Below are 22,215 nucleotides of genomic sequence, written 5' to 3' on the forward strand. Positions count from 1 at the left end.
CTTGCTGACGGGGCTCACCGTCCGTCGAATGCCTGGGCACCGTCGCGACGGAGAAAGGTCCGGTCCGCCGTCTGTCGCTGCCGAGTTCCGCAGCGTCGGGATGATGTGGCCGGGACCGCTGTTGCCGGGTGACCTGGGGCGCTCGGCCGCACGGATCGGCAGGCGCTGCGAGTCTCGGCGTTGAGCCCGACCACCGAGCCGGGTAGCGGCTCCTTATGGTGAGGACGTGACGTCGAGCGCGGCGTCTTTGATACCGGTCAACATATCCTTGGGAGTTTTGCTCGCCGTGCTGCTCCTGGTGGCGGTGGCGGTCGCGGCCTGGTTCCATCTCGACCCTCACCCGTACAAGAGCCGGGCCCGGGAGATCCTCGTCGCCGGGTTGCGCGCCGCCGTTCAGCTCGCCGTGGTCTCGGTGGTCATCGCCTGGGCCGTCAAGTCCGTGCTGGGACTGGTGGCGTTCCTCTTCGTGATGTCCGCCGTGGCGGTGCGTACGGCCGGCCGTAGAATCACCGGCAACAACACGTGGTGGCTGACCGTCGCTCCGATCGGCGCCGGTGCCCCGGCCCGCCGATCGCCACCCTCACCCGGTGCGTCCGGCTTCCATGTCGCGGTCATGGCTGATGGTGTGCCCTCCGCTGCCCCCTGTCGTCACCCCGTGGGATGCCGTCATCGGGACGCGCGCCGCCTGGACCCACCGGCGATCGCCGTGGTCGCCGGACCAAAGCCGCGCCCGCTCGGCGCCGAGTTCGTGGGCGACCGGCACGGCGGAGAGGCCGACGGCTCCGTCGCCGACGACGGCGACGGTGCCACCCGGCTGCACGCCGCCGGCGGCGACGGCCCCCAGCCGGCGCCCATGACGTCGGAGCAGGCCAGCAGGCCGGGCACCTGGGCATCGGTGGGCAGTTCGGGGGTGGTGACCAGGGTGCCGTCTGCGAGCGGGACGCGGACGTACTCGGCCTGGCTGCCGCCGACGAACTCACGGTTGAGGCAGTTGCTGGGATAGCCGTTGGGACAGTTCGCGCAGGTGCCGTCGCTGGAGAAGAAGGAGCCGACGACGAACTGGCCCGCCCGTTCCTCTTCGGCGCCGTCGCCGGCCCGGCCATGGTGCCGTTCACCTGTCCGCTGACCTCCACGGCTGCTCAATGGCTCTTCGTCCTCTTCGACGCGCCCCGCCGCCGGGTCGACGACTACATCAGCGCCGGCCTCCCCGACGGCACCCTCCGTCCCGTGGTCGGGGAGGTGTTCCAAGGTGCACGCACCCTCGCCATCAGTCGTGGTGTCACCCACGCGGCGGCCGGTCCGCGGCCGTTTCCCGCGCCAGTAGCTCGGCGCGCACCTCAAGCGGGGTCGCTTCGTACCACCGGCGCACCGCTCGACGGAGTGCGCTCACGTCGGCGAAGCCGGCCTGCCGGGCGATGTCCCGGAGGGTGAGCTCCGGTCGGCGCAGCAGTTGCTCCGCTCTCTCGCGGCGTACGCCGTCGACGATCGCCTCGTAGGTGGTGCCGCAGTCGGCCAGGCGCCGGCGCAGGGTGCGTTCGCTGGAGGCGTGCCGACGCGCCTGATCGAGGAAGGAGGGGACGGCTGGAAGGCTCTGCGCGATGGAGATCTCCAGGACCTCGAGGAGGTCCTGCTGGTCGCGCCGCGAAGCCATCTGCAGGTCCAGCACCTCGAGCACTGACGCGTAGGTGATGGGGTCCCGTCCCGGCATGGGTGCATGGGCCCACCGGGTGGAGAACAGCATGCGGTTGCCGGTGGCGCCGAAGCGCACCGGGCAGCGGAACAGTTCCTCGTACGGGCGTCTGTCGCGCGGGGCAGGGAAGACGAAGTCGATCGCCTGCGGGGCGAACGAGGCGTCGAGGTTGAGACGGATGAGCGTGACGACGCTGGAGTACGCCTCCTCGATCAAGAAGGTCGCAACGGTCGGATCGAGCGCGGGGTCCGGTAGATCCGCGCGCAGCACGTAGCCGACGTCCTCCCAACGAGCCGACCACACGGTCATCGCCCCGGAGAGGTTCTGGTAGCGCACCCCCGTCTCGATGGCTTCCTGCTGGGTGTCGGCGGCCATCATGGCGAAGCCGAGCAGTCCCCAAGCCGTCAGGTGCTGCGCCGTGCCCACCCGCAGTCCCAGATGCTCGTCCCCGGTCAGCTCCACGGCCTGGCGGATGACGTCGCTGCCCTGTCGGTAGGAGACGCGCAGGGCGGTGGATGCCATCACCGTCGGATCCAGCCCCACTTTCGTCAGCAGCGGCTGCAGATCGACGCCGTAGTCGTGGGCGACCCGGGCGAGGTAGCGCAGGATGTTCGGCGCGATGGTGGCGGAGGTACTGCGACTCGTTCCCGCCCCGGACCCGGACCGGGCGGGCACCGGAGAAGTGGGCGGGGTGGAGGCACCAGGCATCGCGTTCCCTCTCACCGTGGTGTTTGTCTCCCACCGTAGCCAGGAGGGCCTCACCTGTCGCGGGAGTGGCCGCCAGGGCCTTCCATCCGGCCTCCGGCGCACTGCACGTGGTTTCCCCGCTTTTCTACCTTTGCGGAAACCCGCACGCCCTGCCGTCCATGACCCACCTCACGGATCCCCGGCGCGAGAGCGCGAGAACGAAGGATTGCCATGACTGCACCTCTTCAGACGGCTTCGCGACGGACTGTGCGCCGCAGCCCGCTTGCACCTGCCCGGCGGGTCGCGGCGACGGTGTTCGCCGCCCAGGGAACTGCGGTGGCCGCTGTCTCCACCACGGTGCCCGCCGTCAAGGAGCGGTTCGGCTTGTCGCCACAGCTGATGACCGTGCTTGTCGTGGCCGTGGCCTTGAGCGCGGGAGTCGGCAGCTTCGTGGGACTGGGCGTGATCCGGCGTCTAGGCCTGATGGCCGCCATGCGGGCCGCCGTGGTGGCGAGCGCTGTGGCTCTGCTGCTGATCGGCTGGGCCCCCGGCCAAGCCGCGGTCGCGGTGTCCTACTGCCTGTTCGGTCTGGCGCTGGGCTGCATCGATGTATCCGCGAACACTCGGGCCGCAGCGGTCGAGCGCCACTACGGCCGGAGCGTTTTCGCCTCCTTCTATGCCGCCTGGAGCACCGCCGGTGTCGCGGCCGCCCTGCTCACCGCGAGTGCCGCACATCTCGGCTGGGGCGTCGAGTACACCCTGACCGCCCAGGCCGCTCTGGTTCTGGTCCTCGCCCTGACCATCCGCTCTCACGTGCTCCCCGTCGATCCGCCTTCTCCCGTCTCCGACCAGGCCGCCGGCGCGTCCGAACTCGGTCGTGGGCTCTGGGCGCGACTCGCCCCCTTCGGCTTGGTCCTTCTGGTCGCCTATGTCATCGACTCCACGGTCTCGTCGTGGTCGACGCTGTATCTCCACCAGACCCTGGACACGGCCTTGTCCGTCGCACCCCTGGCCTATGCCGCCTACCAGGTGGGTACCGTCACCGGGCGCGCGGGCGCCGACCGGCTCGTACGCAGGATCGGACCGGCGGCCGTCATCCGTGCCGCCACGCTTCTCACCGCCGCCGCCCTGGTCGGCCTGGCCGCCGCCCCCGCCTGGCCGTACGCGATCCTGGCGGCTGCGTGCACCGGACTGGGCGTCTCCGCGCTCGTTCCCCTCTGTCTGGCCTCCGCCGGACGCCTGCGGCCGGGGGCGACGGAAACGGTCCTGGCGCGTATGAACGTCTTCAACTACATAGGTGTGCTCGCCGGCGGAGCGGCCAGTGGCACGCTCGGATCCACCGGCCACTTCAGACTCGCCTACGCGATACCTGCCGGCTTGGTTCTGACGCTTCTGGCGACCGCACGATTCTTCAACCATCCGGCACGAGCCGCAGGCCGCGCGTAACCGCCCTGCTGATACGCACGAACGCCGTCGGCGCTGTGGCCCCTCATAGTCGTTGAGGGGCCACATCGCCGACGGCCGAGTGTCGGGCCGTACATGTGGACAGCGGGATGTCGCGTCGTTCACAGCAGACGGCGCAGCAGCCGCTCCTTCACAGCGGTGAAGGGCGCGTACGCGGGCCGAAGCGTGTCCGGGAACAGCGGCTTGTCCAGCACCGCTTTGGTGTGGCTGAAGGTGTCGATGGAGTACTCGCCGTGGTAGCGGCCGAAACCGCTGGCCCCTACGCCGCCGAACGGCAGGCCAGGGACGGTCAGATGTGCGTTGGGGATACCGAAGGACAGGGCACCGGAGGACGTCTTCGTCATCAGTCGGCGCTTGCTTGCGGCGGAGGCGGTGAAGGCGTAGAGGGCCAGGGGCTTGTCGCGTTCGGTGATGAAGGAGATGGCGGTGTCCAGGTCGGGCACGGCGACGATGGGCAGGACGGGGCCGAAGATCTCCTCGTTCATCACCGGAGAGCCGGGGTCCACATCTGCCAGGACAGTGGGGGCTATGTAGCGGCTGCTGCGATCATGGTCGCCGCCGATGACGGTACGTCCGTCCGTCAGGTAGCCGATGAGCCGGTCGAAGTGGCGGGTGTTGACGATACGGCCGTAGTCGGGGCTGTCGGCCGGGTTGTCGCCGTACATGGCACGGACGGCCGCGGCGAGGTGGGTTTCCAGTATGGTCGCGGTCTCGCCGATGGCCAGGACGTAGTCCGGCGCGACACAGGTCTGGCCGGCGTTCATGAACTTGCCCCAGATGATGCGGCGGGCGGCCGTGGCCAGGTCGGTGCCCGGTTCCACTACGACGGGGCTCTTGCCGCCCAACTCCAGGGTCAGCGGTGTGAGGTGGCGTGCGGCGGCGTTCATGACGATCCGCCCGACAGGGCCGTTGCCGGTGTAGAAGATGTGGTCGAAGCGCTGCTCCAGCAGGAGGGTCGTCTCGGGGATGCCGCCCTCGACGACAGTCACGGCCTCCTGGTCGAGATGGAGCGGCAGCAGCCGGGCGAGCACGGCAGAGGTGGCGGGAGCGAGTTCGCTGGGCTTGACGACAGCGCAGTTGCCCGCCGCCAGGGCGCCGACCAGTGGTGCCAGGGCCAACTGCACCGGGTAGTTCCACGGACTGATGATCAGCACCGTGCCCAGCGGCTCTCGAACGATCCGGGCACGGGCGGGCATGAGCGCCACGGGGCCGCGGGTGCGGCGCGGACGCAGCCACGAGGTCAGGTGGGCGAGCGCGTGGTCGATCTCATTGACCGTGAAGCCGATCTCCGTCGTGAACGCTTCCAAGGCGCTCTTCCCGAGATCGGCCTGCAGCGCGTTGTGGAGTTCGTCCGCGTGGTCGGTCAGCAGAGCCCGCAGAGCCCTCAGCTGGCCGCGACGCCAGGCCACGGGTTTCGTCCGCCCAGTTGCGAAGGTGGCGCGCAGGCGGTGGACGGTGGTCGCGACAGCCGTCGCGGAGATCTCGGTGACATGCGGCATCGGGCATACCTTTCGTTCAACGCTTGTTCGAGGGCCGGCCGCCGCCGTTAACGCAGCTCCAGTACCGGTGCCGTGGCGGCGAGGGTGTCCGCGGCGGCGAGGTCGAACTCCCCGTGGTCGCTGCCGAGCCCTTGGGCCACCAGCGCCGCCGCCGCGCAGCCGAGCACCGCGCACTCTCGCAGCGTGCGGCCCAGGCCCAGACCACGCAGGAAGCCGGCGGAGAAGGCGTCGCCGCAGCCGGTGGTGTCGACCACGTCGACCGCGAAAGCCGGAACCTCGATCACCTCGTCCGCGGTGACCACCAGCGCTCCGCCGGCACCCCGGGTCGTGGCGACGCAACCGACCCCTTCCGCGAGGAACCTGCGCGCGCCGTCCTCCAGGGTGGCCGCGCCGGTGAGGCCGAGCACCTGTTCCTCATTGGGCAGCAGGTGGTCCAGGTAGGGGAGTGCGGGCGCGATCCAGTCGAACAGACCGCTGTCGCCGGAGGCGAGCAGGTCGGCGGAGGTGACCACGCCTGCGGCCCGTGCGGGAGCGAGGATCTTCGCGGCAGCGTCCCCGCCCATCAACTCCGGTGCTCCCATGTGCAGATGGCTGGCCCCGGCGATCTCGGTGTGCGGGGCGTCGTCCGGGCCGTAGGCGAGGTTCGCGCCCAGGACGTGGAAGGCGGGGCGGCTGCCGTCGGGGCGGATGGGCAGCACCGAGGCCGAGGTCTGGGTGTCGTCGCGGCGCAGGACGAGAGAGGTGTCCACGCCATGGGCGGTCAGCATGCTCAGCAGCAGGTCACCGATGGGGTCGGTACCCACCGCCCCGGCGGTCCGCGCGACCGCACCCAGCTTGGCCAGCGTCAGCGCGGTACCGGCCGCCGAGCCCGCCGGGCTGAACCGGATCTGGTCCACCAGGGCCGCCCCCTGCCCCTCCGGGATGGCCTCGACGGGCCGGACCTGCACGTCGAACACGTGGGCCCCGAGGGCTATGACTGTCTGGTTCATCAGCGGCTCTCCTCGATGGAGTGGGTGGTGTCATCGATGGGATGGGTGGTGCCGTAGCCACGTCGCAATGCGGCGCGGATGACGGCGGCCTGCTGGTCCTCGTCCAGGACCCGCGGTACGCCGAGGTTGGCGGCGCGCAGGTAGAGGCCGCACACCCACTCCAGCAACAGCGCGTTGTCGACGGCCTGTTCGAGCGTCGGCCCGTGTACGACCGCGCCGTGGTTGGCCATCAGTGCCGCCGATCGGCCGTCGAGGGCCGACAAGACCTGGTCGGCGAGTTCCGGGCTGCCGAAAGTCGCGAACGGTGCGACTCGTACGGTGCCGCCGAGCACGAGCTGCTGGTAGTGGACGCACGGAAGCTCGTCGAGCACCAGGGACAACGCGGTCGCGTGTGGCGAGTGGGTGTGCACCACGGCGCCGGCGTCGTAGCGCTGGTAGATCCCGGAATGCAGCTCCACTTCGGACGTGGGCCGAAGGTGCCCGGCGACCACGTCGCCGTCCGGGCCGATGACGGTGACCTGTTCGGGGGTGATGCGGCCGAGGACGGCGCCGGTTGCGGTGACGGCGATGTGCTCGCCGGCGCGCACGCTCACGTTGCCCGCCGTGCCGATCAGCAGCCCGGCTTCGGCGAGACGATGGCATGCGGCTGCCACGGAACGCTGCTGCTCTGCGAAGCCCTGAGGGGACTTGGGCATGTCAGCGTGCCGTCGTCGAGTTCTCAGAACGCAGCAGCGTGTCGAGGTTGGCCATGGAGGTGCGCATACCGGCGCGCAGCGCGGGTTGCTGGATGCAGTCCAGGAGGAGCCCGAGGGGGCCCAGGCCCATGGTGTACTCCACCTGGTACGTCATCTCCGTGGCGTCCCGGCCCTGCGGGCCCTGCACGGGCCGGAACTCGAAGACGTTGGTCAGATCCCTCAGAGGGGTGAAACCGGTGCCGGTGTCGACACGGCGCCTCATCGGCTCGATCTCCCGCACGGTCCACACCGAGCGGGTCCGCAGCGGACCGAGGGTGCGGTTGTGCTCGGCGTACGTCCTGCCGACCGTGGCGACTCCGTGGTGGTCGGTGACCTCGATGGCACCGGCGACCCACTCGGCGTACCGGTCGGTGCGGGAGACGACCTTCCAGACTTGCTCGACGGGAGCATCGACGACGGCCTTCTCGGTGACGACGTACTTGTTCACGGCAGGGCTCTCCTTCTGCATGCGTGGGTGGTGCTCAGCTGTGGTCGAGCAGTTCAGTGGCGGCGTGCCGGCCGGAGCGGACGGCGCCGTCCATGAATCCGGTCCAGTACGGGGAGAACTCGGCGCCCGCCCAGTGCACGCGGCCGAAACGTCGCCCCATCCACTCGCCGTAGCCGGTGAGCACGCCCGGAGCGGCGACGGAGGTGGGTCCGCCTTGGGTCCACTGTTCGGCGGTCCAGTCCTGCTCGACGTAGTCGACGGTGTCGAACGCCCGCTCCCCGACGACCCGGGCGAAACAGCGCAGCACCGCGCCGCGCCGCTCACGGGCCGGGCGGTGTGCCCACTTGCGCCATTCCTTGCCGCCGAGGAAGCCCATGAGCACGCCTGGCCCGCCGTCGGGCGGGGTGTTGTCGAACATTTCGCGGATGGGTGAGCCGTCGCGCAGCAGGCCCATGCCGGAGAGGTCCTCTGCCCGCCAGAACGGTTTGTCGTAGACGGCCACGCACTTCATGAGGGTGCCGAAGGGGAGCCGCTGGTAGAGCTGGTCCTGCTGCGGCGGCAGCAGCGGGTCCCAGACGATCCGCGAGGCCAGCAGTGGCGGTACGGCCACGATCACCCGCTTGGCCCGCCAGTCGCCGGCGTCCGAGACGACGGTGACGCCGGTGGAGTCCTGGCTGATACGGCGCACCGGCGCCGCGAGCCGGACCCGTCCGTCGAGTTCGAGGGCCAGCCGCTGGGCGACCAGCTGGGAGCCTCCGACGAACCGGCTGTCCTGGGCGCCGCCCTCGGTGCCCGTGCCGCGCTCCATCGTGCCCGGATGCGTCTCGTCACCGAATGTCGAGACGTACCAGAGGCTGAACAGCGCGGACGCGTCGCGTGCTTCGCCGCCGTACGCGGAGTTGAGGAAGATGTTGACCAGATCGACGGCGGCACCGGTGACCTCGGCCTTGCGCAGCCAGGTCTCGTACGTCATGCCGTCCAGGTCACGAGCCTTCGGCGCCTGCCATGGGGCCTGCGGGGACAGCTTCCGCACAGCCTGGCTGATACGCGCCAGGGCGATCCCCATGTCTGGAAGCGCCAGCAGGTCCGGGAGTGCCTGTCCGGAGAACCGCTTGGCCCTCCCGTCGTGCACGTAGACGCTCTCGCCGGGGACCGTCGCCTGGTAGGTGGCCACGCCGACTTCTCCGGCCAGCGCCAGGATGCGGTCCTGGGTGGGTCCGACGAACTGTCCGCCGATCTCGGTCACTTGTCCGTCGCCGAGATCGTGGTTGAGGAGCCGGCCGCCGACCCGGTCACGGGCCTCCAACACCGCAACGGACCGCCCCGCCGCGACGAGAGCGCGTGCCGCGGTGAGTCCTGCCAGGCCCGCGCCGATCACAACGACGTCGGCTTCGTTCCTTCGGCGGCCGCTCGTGGGCGCACTGTCCGGTGAAACGGTCATGCTCACTCCAAGATGTGTCCAGCGCCCCTGCTGAGTACGGCCATGCTGCGCAACAGCGCCGCGACGGCGGGCAGCGCCCGGCATCGCGTGCCGGGCATTCGCCGCACAAGAGCTCAAGTCGATCAGCCGGACCGGCAGATGCAGCCACGCACCGTCCAGCTCCGATGTGGCCCCGTCTCCCGGGGACCGAAGCGAACCTATGCACCTACCCGTCGGAGCGAACCGGTCCGAACGGTCAGGGGCGGGGCTTCAGCGGCCAGGCGCGCGCCGGGGCAGAGGGAAGGCGCGGGGCGGCAACCGTCTGGCCGCCCAAGCCTCCTCTTTGACCGCCGGATCCGGTTCTCACTGAACGACAGATGAATAGGTTCCTCGCAACCCCTCAGGAATCGGGATGGCGAATGACGCGAAGATGGATCAAGTTCAAGGGAACAGTCCGGTACGCCCAGGCCCACCTACTCGCCGGACACATCCACGACGCGCGGCGCCAACTGCAGGACGCGGAACGGCCGCCCACACCTTTCGTAACAGGACGTATGGGCGAGGTGTCATGAGCCGCTTCGACTTCCAAGACAAGATCATCCTGGTGACCGGCGGCACCGGTGGCATCGGCAGTGCGCTCTGCCGCCGCTTCGCCGCCCACGGCGCCCGCTGCATCGTCGTCGGCCGCAACGAGGCCGGTGCCACGAAGCTTGCCGCCGAGCTCCCCGGCACCGGCCACATCGCCATCGCATGCGACCTGACGGACCGCTCCCAGGTGGAGCACCTCTTCGAACAGGTCGCAGACATCTACGGTCGCCTCGACGTGCTCGTCAACAACGTCGGCATGACCAGTTCCGAGCGCTTCGACGTGCGCAGCATCGAGAGCATCGAGCAGGAGATCACCCTCAACCTGACGTCACCGCTCATCGCCACCAGTATCGCGATCCCACTGCTGCGAGCCTCTCAGGACCCCCGCGTCATCACCACCGGCTCCCTCGGAGGGATCTTCCCGCTGGGCGAAACCCCGATCTACACGGCCTCGAAGTTCGGGCTGCGCGGGGCGATGCTCGCCATCGGGCTCGACCTCAAGAACAAGGGCATCCTGGCCGGAGCGGTGCTGCCGTCGGCGACCGACACCCGGATGCTGCGCCAGGAGGCCGTGGAGGGCGGGAACTCCCTGCAGTTCCAGGACCCGCCGCAGCAGCCCGCCGACGTGGTGGCTGCCGTGATGAGCCTGCTCGACAAGCCCCGACTGGAGGCGTACCCGCGGACCGGTGAGTCCCGGCTGGTCCGCCTCGCGATGCTGGCGCCGAACATGCTGCCGAAGCTCTTCCCGCTGTTCCGCAAGCGGGGCGAGCGCGGCATGGCCCGCTACTTGGAGGATCTACGCCGCCGCGGACTGGCCCGCCAGGTCGACGGACGCTGGGAACTGGCAGAAGAAAGCTGAACGTCGACGAGACTCGCCACGATTGGCATGGAACTGGCATGGTCGGCCCGGACCGCGATCTCAGTGACGTCGGCGGGTCCGGGGAGCTGTGTCAGCACCGCGTGAATTCGCCGCCGACGCCTGAACTGGGCGCGGCGAGGGTACTGGCGATGGGCGGAACGTATCGGCGCACAAGGTTCCCCCTCTTGGTTGTGCCAGGTCGCTGCCGTCAGCGTGACAGCGGCAGGGGGACGCGCGGCGGGTTGTTGTCGGCCCGTGACGGCATGTCCTCGATGATGCCCGGCCCGCGTGGCCGAGTGTCCGGCCGTGGACGCCACGATAGGGGCCGCCCTGATCAGCGGCATCGCGACGCTACGCGGCGCCGTCCGTCCTGACAGTGGACGGCGATGGCGAAGTTGAGCAGGCCGGCCGTGATGCGTGGGAGGCGGGCCGACGTTGCTGGTGTGGGTCATGCGGCGGGTCATCAGGGCATCCGGCGCCGTGGCGCCGCCGCATCCGTTCCAGCCCCGCCGAAGGGTGCCGCTGCCTGGCCTGGCCGGCCTGTCTCTCAACGTTCCGAGTTGGAGCTCCGTGGGATTCGATATCGTCCCAGCGGCGGTGTGATCTTTGGGGGGGGCGTATGAAGGATGCAGGCACGGAGACGGGGATACCTGAGTCGAGTTGTCTGGTCGGCAGCTGGCTGGTCGGCGGCCGGAATCCGATGCAGGCCGTGATGGGCGAAACTCTGGCACTGGCCGAGGACGGCTATCTGCGGGCGACAGCCTACGAAGACGGCTACGTGCTACTTCCCGGCCCCCGGTCCGCGGCCGGGCTTCCCCCGGACCGGGCCGCCCTGCTGGACGCGATCCTAGGCAGGGACGGTGAGCTGCGGCTCCGGCGCGAACCCCGTCCGCCGGCCTCCCCCCGCGGTACCAGGATCAGCCTCGCGCAGATTCAGGAGAGCGTTACCAAGTCTGCCCGTGAGCGCGGCTACTTGGCCCGACCGTATTACGTGCTGTTCAGCATGGCGATTGCCGTACTGTCCGGGGGGTTCCTGATGTGGAGGGGGAACATTTCCACGGCTCTCCTGCTGTGCGTGGCAGCGGCATTGCTGGGCGCGTGGTCGCTCCGGAAGGTTCATATCAGCAAGGCTGGTGCCGCCGAGCAACGACGTCTCCTCGCGCTGCAAGACAGTCTCCGGCATCCGAGTCGGCCCGCACATCCGGCGGCGGAAACCTCGCTCGGTTATCGTCTGCTGCCCTGGGCCACTCTTCTGCTCGACGGTGACGATTTCGGTCGTTGGTACGCCGACAACCTGCTCGACGTCGAGTTGCCCCGGTGGTGGACGCAGGAACCGGACGGCCAGGACCCGACCTTGCGGTTCGTCTCCCACGAAGGGATGAAGGGGCTCCTGCATTCACTGCTGCACCAGGTCGGCCCGTAGTGAGATGCTCGCATCTCGGTACCCCAACACGTTCGGTGACGGAGATCAGCCGGTCTGGAGGCAGGGTCGCTTGTTGGTCTCATGCGTGGGCCAGGGCGTCGTGTCCAACGGGCTTGGCCTTCGAGGCCGGTCGGAGGCTGAGGGGATCAGCTGGTGAGGCCGCTGCGGTAGGCGTGGATGACGAGTTGGACGCGGTCGCGGGCGTCGAGTTTGGTCAGGAGCCGGGCGACGTGGGTCTTCACCGTGCCGGTGCCGATGTAGAGCCGTTCGGCGATTTCGGCGTTGGTGAGTCCTTCGGCGACGAGCAGGAGCACTTCATGTTCACGGGGGGTGATGAACTCGGGCAACTGTGGCCTTTGTTGACCGTGTCGTGGCTGAGCCGGCCTGTCGAGGTATGCCGCGATGAGCCGTTTGGTGACGCGTGGCGCGAGCAGTGCCTCGCCCTGGGCGACGGTGCGGACGGCGGACAGCAGGTGGTGGGGCGGTGCGTCCTTCAAGAGGAAGCCGCTGGCCCCGGCCTGCAGGGCGCCGAAGACGTACTCGTCCAGGTCCAAGGTGGTGAGCATCAGGACACGGGCGTGGCTGGCGGCGATGATACGGCGGGTGGCCTCGATGCCGTCCATCTCGGGCATCCGAATGTCCATCAGGACGACGTCGGGCCGGTGTTCGGCGGCTGCTGCGACGGCGTCCCGGCCTGTTGCGACGCTGCCGATCGACGTGAGGTCCCGGGCGGTGTCCACGATTGCGCAGTCGGCGGTAGAGGGGGAAGATGCTGCAGTACCGACCGGAGGCCATCGACGGCTGCCTCGCCGGAACCGACCTGGCCCTGGACCTGTGAGCGTCGGGTCGACGGACCCGAAATTGGGCGAAGCCCAAAGCTGCTGGTCAGCTACGGTGGCGGCATGACTGACAGCCTGCCCGAGGACGTAGCCGGCGTGCTTGACCTCGTCCTGAACCCGGACGAGCCTATTCACGTCGTCCTCCGACGGCAGGTGCCCCAACTCAGGGTGCAATCCCGCTGTGAGTGCGGTTGCGGCACTGCCTACTTCGACCTTGACGCCGACGCGGTGGAGCCCGCGCCAACGGGTCCCGGCACCGTCGTGGCTGCCGACGTGCAGTTGTTCACCGAAACCGGCGAGTGCCCTGGCGAGGTCCTGGTCTTCGCGCAAGGCGGCTACCTCTCATGGCTGGAGGTCTGTTCTTGGAGCGATGACGTCGAGGTGAGTCTCGCCGCGGCGCGGCGCTGGCTACAGCCATCGTCCTGAACCCGAGCCGGTAACAGCCGGCGGTCTCGGACCCTGACGCCGTCACCACGAGCCGACCGACATCACGAGTTCAAGTTCAGTACCTCCGGGAAACGGGAGCGATACGAGTTCCCCCCGGCGACTCAGTGCTGCTCGTCCAGCGTCGACGACGGGCGGGTCCGGCCAGTCCGCTTTCGTAGGCGGCGATGACGAGTTGGGCCCGGTCTCTGGCTCCCAGCTTCGTCAGTAGGTGGCTGACGTGGGTCTTGACCGTGCCAACGTGCGTGGGCCGGTGGCGGTTCCAAGGGCCAGGCGTGATTCCTGGACCCTTGCGGACGCGGTCGTGAACGGTCGTCGTACGCGTCAGCTGGTCCGCAGACCCACCGCCAGCGTCAGTTCAAGGACCCGGTGGGGCGATGCGAGGTCTGGAAACAGCTCTCGCAGCTGTGACATCCGGTACCGGACCGTCTGGGGATGGACGAACAACGCCGCCGCTGCCTCGTCGCGCCTGCCTTGGTGCAGCAGCCACGCCCGCAGCGTTTCCTCCAGCCGCAGTGCGGTCGCGGCAGGCAAGGTCTGCAACGGGGCGAGGGCTCGGGCACGCAGGTCCGCGAACGCGTCCGTGTCGGCGCTCAGCACCAGCTCGGGCAGGTGGTCCTCGGTGTCGCGAATGTCGGGGGAGAGGGAGCGCGCGCGTACGGCTCGTGCGTACGAGGCGGACGCACGAGTCCATGGCCGGGCCGGACCGACCACGGCGGTGCGGTCGGTCAGCTGCCGCAGGAGATGTGATCGGTCGGCATCGGGGACGAGCAGCACACCGGTGGCGTCCGGCAGATCGTCGAGGACCAGTGTGCTCGGGTCGAGTGTGCGGTAAGCAGGCCGGGCCTGGGCGGAGGGCAGCAGGACCGCGGTCAGCGAAACGGGAGGCTGCCACCCGGCCCGTTGCGCAGAGGCCAGCAGCACGTCCGGGGCGGCGCCGGCGAGGAGGTCGCGAGCCAGGTGCTCCAGGTGGCGCTCGTGGGCCCTGCCCCGGGCGGCCAGTTCGTCGGCGTGGCCCGCGGCGCTCGCGGCGGAGAGCTCGTCGATGTAGGCGAAGGTCAGCTCGGCGAACTTGGCGACCTCGGCGGCGGGCAGACCGGCGGGTACGGCACCCGCTGCCAGGCATCGCCAGGCCACGCGGGCGCCGACGCGGTAGGCGCTGAGCAGGGCGTCCATCGAACGGCCGTCGCGGACCTCGCCGCGGCCCAGCTCGTATGCCGCGTCACCGGCGTCACCGCCCGTGGCCTTCCCGCTCGCGAGGTCCAGGTAGTGTCCCAGGGCGGTGCGGACGGCTCGGCGGATGGTGGCGCCCATGTGGCCCGTAAGGGCGTTGGCGTAGGGAGGGACCTCGTCGATGATCGCCTGGACGACCTCGTCGGCGGTGGTCTTCAGCGCGGCCCGAAGGGCGGTGACCGTCGTCTCATCCAGGACCAGTTCGCTGGCCCTCTCGATTGCATGACTCATGTCTTTGTTCCCTGCGAACAATTCAACCAACCAGATTCACATCCTGCGGTCAGGACTTTACGCCTCAAGGCGCAGCAAGCTGGAGTCATGACGAGTGCAGCCCTCCGCAGCAGGGCGTGGAAAATGCTGGAGATGGTCACGACGCCGCTGCTGCCGTCGGACTACCTCGACCTGTTCAGCCCGCTGCGGGCGGGCGCTGACCTGCGGGGGCGCATCGAGGCCGTGCACCCCGAGACGCCTGACGCCGCGACCGTCGTGATCAGACCGGGACGGGGCTGGCGCGGCCACACGGCCGGTCAGTACGTGCGGATCGGGGTGGACGTCGACGGGGTGCGCCTGTGGCGTGCCTACTCCATCACCTCGCCGACCAACCGCCAGGACGGCCGCGTCACGATCACCGTCAAAGCGATCCCGGACGGCAAGGTCAGCAACCACCTGGTCCGCAGGGCGAAACCCGGCACACTGATCCAGCTCGACCAGGCGAGCGGTGACTTCGTGCTGCCGAAGGCCAAGCCCGCCAAGGTGCTCTACCTGACGGCCGGCAGCGGGATCACGCCCGTGATGGGCATGCTGCGCGACACCGAGTTCGACGACGTCGTCATGGTCCACTCCGCGCCGCAGCCGCATGACGTGATCTTCCGCAATGAACTGCACGACCTGGTCGCGGACAAGAAGCTCCAGCTCACCGAGGTGCACACCGATACCCACGGCATGCTCGACATCGCCCGTCTCGATGAACTCGTGCCCGACTGGACCGAGCGCGAGACCTGGGCCTGCGGGCCCGCGGGTCTGCTCGACGCCGCTGAGAAGCACTGGAGCGAGCACGGCGTCCCAGAGCGCCTGCACACCGAACGCTTCCGCCCCAGCGTCATCGCCACGGGCGACGGTGGCGAGGTCACCTTCCGTACCACCGGCAAGACCGTCGACGCGGACGGCGCCACCCCGTTGCTGGACATCGGCGAGGAGGCCGGCGTGCTCATGCCGTCCGGCTGCCGCATGGGCATCTGCTTCGGCTGCGTCACGCCGCTCAAGGCGGGCGCCGTCCGCGACCTGCGCACCGGCGAGATCACCGAGGCCGAGCCGGGCGTCCTCATCCAGACCTGCGTGTCCGCCGCGGCGGGCCCCTGCGACATCGAACGGTAGGAGCACCTTGACCGCCATCGACCCCACCGCCCACCTGACCGAGGAGCAGATCGAGGAGCTCGGCCGCGAGCTGGACGCGATCCGCGACGAGGTGATCGCCGGCCGCGGCGAGAAGGACGCCGCCTACATCCGCAAGGTCATCTCGGCACAGCGCACGCTCGAGCTGGTCAGCAGGGGCGTACTGCTGTTCTCGATCTTCCCGCCCGCGTGGCTGCTCGGCACCGCCGGCCTGTCCGTGGCGAAGATCATGGACAACATGGAGATCGGCCACAACATCCTGCACGGTCAGTGGGACTGGATGCGAGACCCGAAGATCCACTCCACCACCTGGGAGTGGGACCACGTCTCGCCGGCCGACCAGTGGAAGCACTCGCACAACGAGCTGCACCACACGTACACCAACGTGATCGGCAAGGACAACGACCTCGGCTACGGCATCATGCGCGTCGACGAGGACCAGAAGTGGCACCCCTTCCACCTCGGCCAGCCGCTGTGGAACTTCATCAACGCCTGCTTCTTCGAGTACGGCATCGCCGCCTACGACCTCGAGCTCGGCAAGAACCTCCACAAGCGCCGCCGCAAGAACCCGGAGTTCCGCGCGCGGGCCAAGGCCGTGGGCCGCAAGATCCGCAAGCAGGTGCTCAAGGACTATGTGATCCACCCGCTGCTGTCGGGCCCGTCGTTCCTCCCCACGCTCGCCGCCACGTTCACCGCGAACCTGGTCCGCAACCTCTGGTCCCACTCGGTGATCATGTGCGGGCACTTCCCCGAGGGCGTACAGGTCTTCGAGCGCCGGTCGATCAGCGGCGAGACGCGCGGCCAGTGGTACCTGCGCCAGATGATGGGCTCGGCGAACATCAGCGGCAGCAAGGCCATGCACTTCATGACCGGCAACCTCTCCCACCAGATCGAGCACCACCTGTTCCCGGACCTGCCGAGCAACCGGTACGCCGAGGTCGCGGTAAAGGTGCGCGCGCTGTTCGAGAAGTACGAGCTGGAGTACGTCACCGGGCCCCTGCCCAAACAGGTGTTCTCCGCGTGGCGCAAGGTCTTCCGGCTCTCGCTGCCGAACAAGCAGCACAAGGAGCCCGAGGTCAAGACGCCGGACCGCGAGCGGGAGCTCGTCGCCGCCTGATTCCCGGCATGGGTTCAGATCTTTCGGCCGTACCGGCGGCACCGTCAGGACAGGCGGCCTGCCTGGCCCCTCCCGCTGACCTGCGGCTCCGGGAGGGGAGATCTGTCGTTGGTGAGCGCGTGAGCTCCGCGCGGGCGACACGGCCGTAGTCCACAGCGCTCACAATGCCCGCGGCGCTGCCGCCGAATCCACTCCGCGTTACTGCCCTTGCAAGCCCTGGCTGCGGCTGGAGCCTGATCCGGCAGATGATCAAGGCGTTCTACGCCGCCGGGTCGTGCCAGGCGGCGACGAGATCATGGAAGCGTGAGAAACGGGGGCCGGGTACGGTCTCACCGGTGAGCGTTGTGCCGTTGAGCCAGCAGACGTCGAAAACGTCGGTCTCGGTGTCGAGGAGGCAGCACACACCACCGGTGGTGGCGGTGAGGTCGGTGAACGTCTTTCTTACGCTCGCGGACTGCACGAACATCCGGCTCATGCTCGACGTAGCTGCCGTGAACTGCAGCGATGCGAAGTTCGGGTGCCATGCGGGTGAGAATCTGACCGTCAGATAGATGTACCCGACGGCCACGCGCCCCTCCTCATCGATACCGTCGCGGGCGAACTCGAGCATGGCGTCGTCGACGACGAAGAGGATCGAGGTGTCCAGTTCGAGCGGGCCGCCTGCTGAACAGTCGACCGGTTCGGTCTTGAACGCCGAGGTGAACGGCAGGATGAGGTGTTCTCCGCCCGGCAAGGTCACCGGGAGCCCTGGCGTGGCGCGGCCTGGGGGAGCGAGCTCGGCCAGCCGGGTCAGTGCCCTTGCGACGTTCCGAGGGCGCATGAAGATCTCGTAGCTGTAGTCCAGCCCCATACCGCCCCGCCTCCCCCTGACCTGGACCGGCATCGTTTCACCGTCTGGACCGGCGGCCAAGTTGATTTCGGGGCGGCCCGGCCTCCCCCGCAGAAGCGTGTACCGATCACACCATGCCGAGTGTGTTGATGCCGGTGGACTCGAATGCGCGGTGGTTGAGGTACGCAGGGACGGTGCCGGCCCGTGTTTCGCCGGCACCGTCCCTCGCTCCTTCGCCCTGGCGCGGAGCTCGTCAGTCCACGTTCACCACCTTCCACAACTGGCTGTCGGCGTTCGTGTCCGTGTTCTGGACGAGCTGAGTGCCTCCCGAGGACACGTCGAGCACCTTGTCGCTGTTCACGTTCTTGATCTTGTAGTAGCCGTTTCCGGTGGCGACCAGTGTCCAGCGCTGGTCCGCGGCGTTGGTGTCGGACGACTGGACGATGGACGCGCCATCCGCGGTGGAAACACCGCTGACGTCCATGACCAGGGCACTGTTGCGGCTGACGACCTTGTAACTGCCGTCACCCACCGGGACGAAGCGCCAGTTCTGGTTCCCGGCTCCGGAGTCGCTCCACTGAATGATGTTGGCTCCGGCGGTCAGCGATCCGCCTGACACATCGACCGCCTTGTTGCTGCCCTTGTTGACCACCTTGTAGTTGGCGTTCGTCGCGGGGAACTGAATGGAGGCGAACGCGTCCAACGCGCAGACGGCGGAGGAGGCGGCGGTGTTCTTCGTCCCGGTGCACACCACCCTGATCGTGTGCGGGCCCGCGGCCAGGTTCGTCTTCTCGAACAGCGGCACCTGCTTCGTCACCGTCGGGGCGTAGGCGTCGATGCCCGCCTGGGTCAGGGTGCCGTCGATGTAGACGTCCACCTTGCCCATGTTGGGCTGCGTCATGCTCAAGTACCGCACGCCCGTGCCGGTGAACGAGAACTCGGCGTAGTTGCCCGCGGTGCCCGTGTACTTCTCGGACCCGTTCATGTCCTTCGTGTCGTTCCAGTTCGACCAGGTCCCGGAGTAGGTCACGCCCGCGGCCTTGTCGTCGACGTGGTTCCAGCGCTGCCGCACGATCGCCTTCGACGCGGGGGACGCGTTCCCCTGGGCGTCCACGACGTAGAGCCGGTAGTCACCCGCCGTCTGCGGGACGCTGATGCTCGTCGAGGTGCCGCTCGCGCTGGTCATGGTGGGACCGGCGGCGAACGTCGTCGTACCGGCGGGAGCCAGCCACAACGTCTTCGCCGCGTCCTTGGGGCTGTGCACCGGAACGGTCATCACGCCCGTACCGGCGAACGTGCTCGCGGGCAGGGTGTAGTCCTGGAGAGCCACTCTGCTCTGGGGGACGAGGTTCTTGTAGGCGTCCTCCAGACCTGCGTTCAGGGCGATGCTGTACGCCTGCGACGGCCATACGTTGTCCCCGTAGCCCCGCACGTCCGTGATCGTGCTGTTCGGGATGTTCCTGCCGGCGATCTTGTTGACGGTGCCGTAGTTGTTGGTGAGGCTCAGGTCGTGCTGCCGGCCCCAGGTGCCGGAGTTGATGGCGAAGTACACGCCCGGATCGACGTCGAGCACGTTGTCGTGCTCGTTGATGAAGGCGGAGCCTTCATCGGGGTGCAGGCCGTACTTGTGGCCGGCCGGAACGCCCTTGATGTAGTTGCTGCTGATCTCCGTTCCCGGCTGGCTGCCCAGCGTGTAGATGGGAGCGGAGTCGCCGAGCACCTGCATCGTGTCGAAGATCTCGTTGTATTTGATGGTGTTGTTCTTTGCCGTGGTGGTCGGGTTCCCGGGATTGACGGAGTTCGTCGAACCGTCGAAGTTCCACCACCCCCAGCCGAGCGTGATGCCCGCCCACGGGGACTTCTCGATCCGGTTGTGCTGCACGGAAAGGGAATCGACGAAGTACGCGGACACCGGGCTGGACCCCTCGAACAGCACCGCGCTGTCGTAAAGGTAGTTGTCCGTGACGGTGATGTTCTTGCAGAGGCCTTCGACGTTCACCGGGTACTTCTCGTTGTTCGTCGAGGTGTAGTCACCGATGTACACGTGCTGGGGGTGTCCCACTGTGATGGCGGACCCGGCGAGGTCATTCGTGACGTTGCCGGTCAACTGCGTGTCCGTCACGTCGTTGGCCAGGGTGATTCCGTCGGCGCCGGTGTGCTGCACCGTGTTGCCCTGTAGGACGATCCCGTCGGCGTTCTCGATCTGGATGGCCGCGGGCGGCAGGTCGACGTTGCGGTAGGTGTACGCGTGGAAGTTCTTCCTGGCGTACACGTTGGTGCTGGCGTTGCCCTGCTGGCCCTGGCGGAAGACGGAGCCCGCGACGTTGACCAGGTTCCAGTCGGAGTGCTCGATCGTGAGCCCGGAGAACGTGATGTTCCGCGCGTGGTCGGTCGTGGACGTGCCGGCGACGTGGATGAGGGTGGAGAGGTTGTTCGGCGCGAAGACCTGCGCCGTCGTCATGTCATCGGAGCTGGACTTGTAGTAGTACAGCGTGTGGGTGCTCTTGTCGAAGTAGAACTCGCCCGGCCGATCCAGGAACTCGAACGCGTTCATGATCGTGTGGCTGCCGCTGCCGCTGCCGCTGCCGCTGCCGCTGCCGCTGCCGCTGCCGCTGCCGCTGCCGCTGCCGCTGCCGCTGCCGCTGCCGCTGCCGCTGCCGGCGACGAAGCCGGCGTACGCCGATCCCTGGGCCATGGCCGCGCCAGGTTCCTGGAACAAGGCCACGCGATTGGCGCCGTCCGAGCTCGTGGTGATCTGGCGGACTCCGACGATGGCCGTGTTCCAGGTGCTCTCCGACTTGATCTCGACGTCGTCCTAGTTGGAGGCGATGGCGGGCAGATCGGAGAGGCTGTACTTGGCTCCGTCGCACTGCGAACCCGACTCCCAGGCCCAGGGAGCCTGGCCTGCCGTGACGCTGTAGGTCCCGTAGCATCCGGCCGAGTTGATCGTCTTCGACGCCATCTGAGCGCGCTTGTCGTTGACGTAGAGCGCGCGGAGCTTGTCGTTCCGGTTGAGGGTGGCCTTCCAGATGTTCCCGCTGTGCTGGGTCCAGCCGGTCACCTGAACGCCGCCGTCCAGCACCGGCTTCTCGTTCTGGTAGGCGGCGTACACGACATGGTGGCCGTTCGTTCCGGAATCGGCCGACGTGAAGTCGATGGTGCCGCTCACCGGGTAGGTACCGCCCCGGAGAAAGACGTTGATGTCCCCGGTCATGTCGCTGTCGACCGTGCGCACCACGTCACGTGCGTGTTGCAGGGTCTTGAACGGCGCTGTGATCGTGCCCGCGTTGGAGTCGTCACCGCTGGGGGAGACGTAGTAGGTGGCCTGGGTCGCGGCCGAGGCGGGTGTCGATGTGGTGAGGGAGGTCAGCACGGTGGCCGAGAGCGCCATCGTGAGCGCTGCCGGGAGGAGGCGCGGGCCGCGGGCGGCTGGGTGTCTGCCCCTCTTCGGGGTGCGGGTGTTCGGGGACGTGAACATCGGCGGCTCCAGAAGGTGTGCTCGGACGACGGCTGCGGTGCCGCCGTGCCGATCAGGAACGGCGGGGGTGCCGCTCCTCGTCTGCGGTGGGCACGTCGGCCCTGATGAGGCCCTGCGCGCGCAGTTCGGCCCAGAGGCCGTCGGGGACAGCCCGGGCGTGGAGTGCGACGTTGCGCCGGACCTGGTCGGCCGTGCGCATGCCCAGGGTGACGTTGACGACCGCGGGGTGCGTATGGGGGAAGGCGATGGCGGCGGCCGGCAGAGTGGTGCCGTACCGCTCGCAGATCTCGGCGATGGCCAGGGAGCGCCGCACCAGGTCGGTCGGGGCGTCCTGGTAGTCGTACTTCATGCCCTCGGCGGGCCGGTCCTTGGAGAGCAGGCCGGAGTTGAAGACGCCGACCGCGACGACACTTTTGCCGTGGGCCTGCGCGGCGGGCAGGACGTCGTCGAGGGCGGACTGGTCGAGGAGCGTGTAGCGGCCGGCCAGCATCACCACGTCGGCGGCGGTCTCGCGCAGGAAGCGGGCGAGCATGGCGGACTGGTTCATGCCCGCGCCGATCGCCCCGATCACGCCTTGGTCGCGGAGTTCCGCGAGGGCGGGCATCGCCTCGTCGGCGGCCTGTTGCCAGTGGTCGTCGGGGTCGTGGAGGTAGACGACGTCGAGGCGGTCCAGGCCCGTGCGCACCAGCGTTTCCTCGAGGGAGCGCAACACGCCGTCGCGGCTGAAGTCCCACTGCCGGCGCAGGTCGTCGCGGACGACGAACCCCTGGTCGTCGACGCCCCGCGGGTGTTCGTTGGGGACGAGAAGGCGGCCCACCTTGGACGAGACGACGTACTGATCGCGGGGTCGGTCGCGCAGGGCGGCGCCGAGCCGGCGTTCGGAGAGGCCGAGGCCGTAGTGCGGCGCGGTGTCGAAGTAGCGGATGCCCGCGCCCCAGGCGGCGTCGAGGGCGGCCGAGGCACCATGGGCGTCGGTCACCCGGTAGAGGTTGCCGATCACCGAGGCGCCGAAGCCCAGTTCGGTGACCTCGACGGGGGTGTGAGGGATCTTCCGGCGGCGCAAGAGGTGCTCCTGAGAGGGT

Annotated in this window: 20 protein-coding genes and 2 pseudogenes; 8 read left to right on the forward strand and 14 right to left on the reverse strand. The window is 68.7% G+C overall.

Features of this window, described 5'->3' with window-relative positions; translation table 11 throughout:
• Positions 1-226: 226 nt before the first annotated feature.
• The gene (locus ABZZ74_RS39805; protein WP_356949038.1) at positions 227-1,003 is read left to right on the forward strand and encodes an ABC transporter permease; all 777 of its coding nucleotides are present in this window, start codon (positions 227-229) and stop codon (positions 1,001-1,003) included.
• On the opposite strand, the pseudogene ABZZ74_RS39810 reads toward ABZZ74_RS39805, so the two are convergent.
• Positions 997-1,287: pseudogene (locus ABZZ74_RS39810) on the reverse strand (hypothetical protein); the annotation flags it as partial. The gene ABZZ74_RS39805 and the pseudogene ABZZ74_RS39810 sit on opposite strands and share 7 nt — an antisense overlap.
• The gene (locus tag ABZZ74_RS39815) at positions 1,280-2,398 is read right to left on the reverse strand and encodes an AraC family transcriptional regulator (protein ID WP_356949039.1); all 1,119 of its coding nucleotides are present in this window, start codon (positions 2,396-2,398) and stop codon (positions 1,280-1,282) included. The gene ABZZ74_RS39815 and the pseudogene ABZZ74_RS39810, both read right to left, overlap by 8 nt.
• A gap of 210 nt (positions 2,399-2,608) precedes the next feature.
• On the opposite strand from ABZZ74_RS39815, the gene ABZZ74_RS39820 reads away from it, so the two are divergent.
• The gene (locus tag ABZZ74_RS39820) at positions 2,609-3,823 is read left to right on the forward strand and encodes an MFS transporter (RefSeq protein WP_356949040.1); all 1,215 of its coding nucleotides are present in this window, start codon (positions 2,609-2,611) and stop codon (positions 3,821-3,823) included.
• Positions 3,824-3,942: 119 nt separating this feature from the next.
• Here the strand turns inward: ABZZ74_RS39820 and ABZZ74_RS39825 are convergent, their stop codons facing one another.
• Genes ABZZ74_RS39825 through ABZZ74_RS39845 form a run of 5 tightly spaced genes read right to left on the reverse strand, consistent with a single transcriptional unit; the run spans position 3,943 to position 8,952 of the window.
• Positions 3,943-5,340 (reverse strand): aldehyde dehydrogenase family protein, encoded by a 1,398-nt coding sequence (locus ABZZ74_RS39825; protein ID WP_356949041.1) that lies wholly within the window; start codon positions 5,338-5,340, stop codon positions 3,943-3,945.
• A 47-nt stretch (positions 5,341-5,387) separates the two neighbouring features.
• Complete coding sequence (locus ABZZ74_RS39830) at positions 5,388-6,329, reverse strand: sugar kinase (RefSeq protein ID WP_356949042.1); 942 nt, start codon at positions 6,327-6,329, stop codon at positions 5,388-5,390.
• Positions 6,329-7,024, reverse strand: coding sequence for a class II aldolase/adducin family protein (locus ABZZ74_RS39835; RefSeq protein WP_356949043.1), 696 nt, complete (start codon positions 7,022-7,024; stop codon positions 6,329-6,331). The genes ABZZ74_RS39830 and ABZZ74_RS39835 overlap by 1 nt, the downstream gene beginning before the upstream one ends.
• A gap of 1 nt (position 7,025) precedes the next feature.
• Entirely contained in the window at positions 7,026-7,511 is a 486-nt protein-coding gene (locus tag ABZZ74_RS39840; protein WP_356949044.1) for an SRPBCC family protein, read from the reverse strand.
• A gap of 34 nt (positions 7,512-7,545) precedes the next feature.
• Entirely contained in the window at positions 7,546-8,952 is a 1,407-nt protein-coding gene (locus tag ABZZ74_RS39845; protein WP_356949045.1) for an FAD-dependent oxidoreductase, read from the reverse strand.
• A 547-nt stretch (positions 8,953-9,499) separates the two neighbouring features.
• Here ABZZ74_RS39845 and ABZZ74_RS39850 point away from each other — a divergent pair.
• Positions 9,500-10,378, forward strand: coding sequence for an SDR family oxidoreductase (locus tag ABZZ74_RS39850; protein ID WP_356949046.1), 879 nt, complete (start codon positions 9,500-9,502; stop codon positions 10,376-10,378).
• Positions 10,379-10,997: 619 nt separating this feature from the next.
• Positions 10,998-11,801, forward strand: coding sequence for a hypothetical protein (locus tag ABZZ74_RS39855; protein WP_356949047.1), 804 nt, complete (start codon positions 10,998-11,000; stop codon positions 11,799-11,801).
• 146 nt (positions 11,802-11,947) lie between these two features.
• Here ABZZ74_RS39855 and ABZZ74_RS39860 read toward each other — a convergent pair whose 3' ends face one another.
• Positions 11,948-12,544, reverse strand: a complete 597-nt coding sequence (locus ABZZ74_RS39860) for a response regulator transcription factor (RefSeq protein WP_356949065.1) — start codon at positions 12,542-12,544, stop codon at positions 11,948-11,950.
• A gap of 159 nt (positions 12,545-12,703) precedes the next feature.
• On the opposite strand from ABZZ74_RS39860, the gene ABZZ74_RS39865 reads away from it, so the two are divergent.
• Positions 12,704-13,066 carry a hypothetical protein gene (locus ABZZ74_RS39865; protein WP_356949048.1) on the forward strand — a complete coding sequence of 121 codons (363 nt, stop codon included), beginning with the start codon at positions 12,704-12,706 and terminating at the stop codon, positions 13,064-13,066.
• Positions 13,067-13,142: 76 nt separating this feature from the next.
• Here the strand turns inward: ABZZ74_RS39865 and ABZZ74_RS39870 are convergent.
• Both ABZZ74_RS39870 and ABZZ74_RS39875 read right to left on the reverse strand, forming a co-directional pair.
• Positions 13,143-13,325 (reverse strand): annotated as a pseudogene (locus ABZZ74_RS39870) (LuxR C-terminal-related transcriptional regulator); the annotation flags it as partial.
• An 83-nt stretch (positions 13,326-13,408) separates the two neighbouring features.
• A complete protein-coding gene (locus ABZZ74_RS39875; protein WP_356949049.1) occupies positions 13,409-14,548 on the reverse strand; it encodes a helix-turn-helix domain-containing protein in 1,140 nt (379 codons plus the stop codon).
• Positions 14,549-14,635: 87 nt separating this feature from the next.
• Between ABZZ74_RS39875 and ABZZ74_RS39880 the strand changes: the two genes are divergently transcribed.
• Positions 14,636-15,691: a ferredoxin reductase gene (locus ABZZ74_RS39880; protein WP_356949050.1), complete on the forward strand. Its 1,056-nt coding sequence runs from the start codon at positions 14,636-14,638 to the stop codon at positions 15,689-15,691.
• Positions 15,692-15,698: 7 nt separating this feature from the next.
• On the forward strand, positions 15,699-16,826 hold the full coding sequence (locus ABZZ74_RS39885) for an acyl-CoA desaturase (protein WP_356949051.1): 1,128 nt from the start codon (positions 15,699-15,701) through the stop codon (positions 16,824-16,826).
• Positions 16,827-17,085: 259 nt separating this feature from the next.
• On the opposite strand, the gene ABZZ74_RS39890 is transcribed toward ABZZ74_RS39885, so the two are convergent.
• Positions 17,086-17,676, reverse strand: coding sequence for a hypothetical protein (locus ABZZ74_RS39890; RefSeq protein ID WP_356949052.1), 591 nt, complete (start codon positions 17,674-17,676; stop codon positions 17,086-17,088).
• A gap of 232 nt (positions 17,677-17,908) precedes the next feature.
• On the reverse strand, positions 17,909-20,209 hold the full coding sequence (locus ABZZ74_RS39895; RefSeq protein WP_356949053.1) for an RICIN domain-containing protein: 2,301 nt from the start codon (positions 20,207-20,209) through the stop codon (positions 17,909-17,911).
• Between ABZZ74_RS39895 and ABZZ74_RS39900 the strand changes: the two genes are divergently transcribed.
• Positions 20,208-20,474: a hypothetical protein gene (locus tag ABZZ74_RS39900; RefSeq protein ID WP_356949054.1), complete on the forward strand. Its 267-nt coding sequence runs from the start codon at positions 20,208-20,210 to the stop codon at positions 20,472-20,474. The two genes, ABZZ74_RS39895 and ABZZ74_RS39900, sit on opposite strands and share 2 nt — an antisense overlap.
• On the opposite strand, the gene ABZZ74_RS39905 is transcribed toward ABZZ74_RS39900, so the two are convergent.
• Both ABZZ74_RS39905 and ABZZ74_RS39910 read right to left on the reverse strand, forming a co-directional pair.
• A complete protein-coding gene (locus tag ABZZ74_RS39905) occupies positions 20,471-21,133 on the reverse strand; it encodes a hypothetical protein (protein ID WP_356949055.1) in 663 nt (220 codons plus the stop codon). The genes ABZZ74_RS39900 and ABZZ74_RS39905 overlap by 4 nt on opposite strands.
• A 52-nt stretch (positions 21,134-21,185) precedes the next feature.
• Positions 21,186-22,196 (reverse strand): aldo/keto reductase, encoded by a 1,011-nt coding sequence (locus ABZZ74_RS39910; protein WP_356949056.1) that lies wholly within the window; start codon positions 22,194-22,196, stop codon positions 21,186-21,188.
• Between the last annotated feature and the right edge of the window lie 19 nt (positions 22,197-22,215).

This window comes from Streptomyces sp. NPDC006476 (genome assembly GCF_040612015.1).
Taxonomy (GTDB): Bacteria; Actinomycetota; Actinomycetes; order Streptomycetales; family Streptomycetaceae; genus Streptomyces; species Streptomyces griseorubiginosus_B.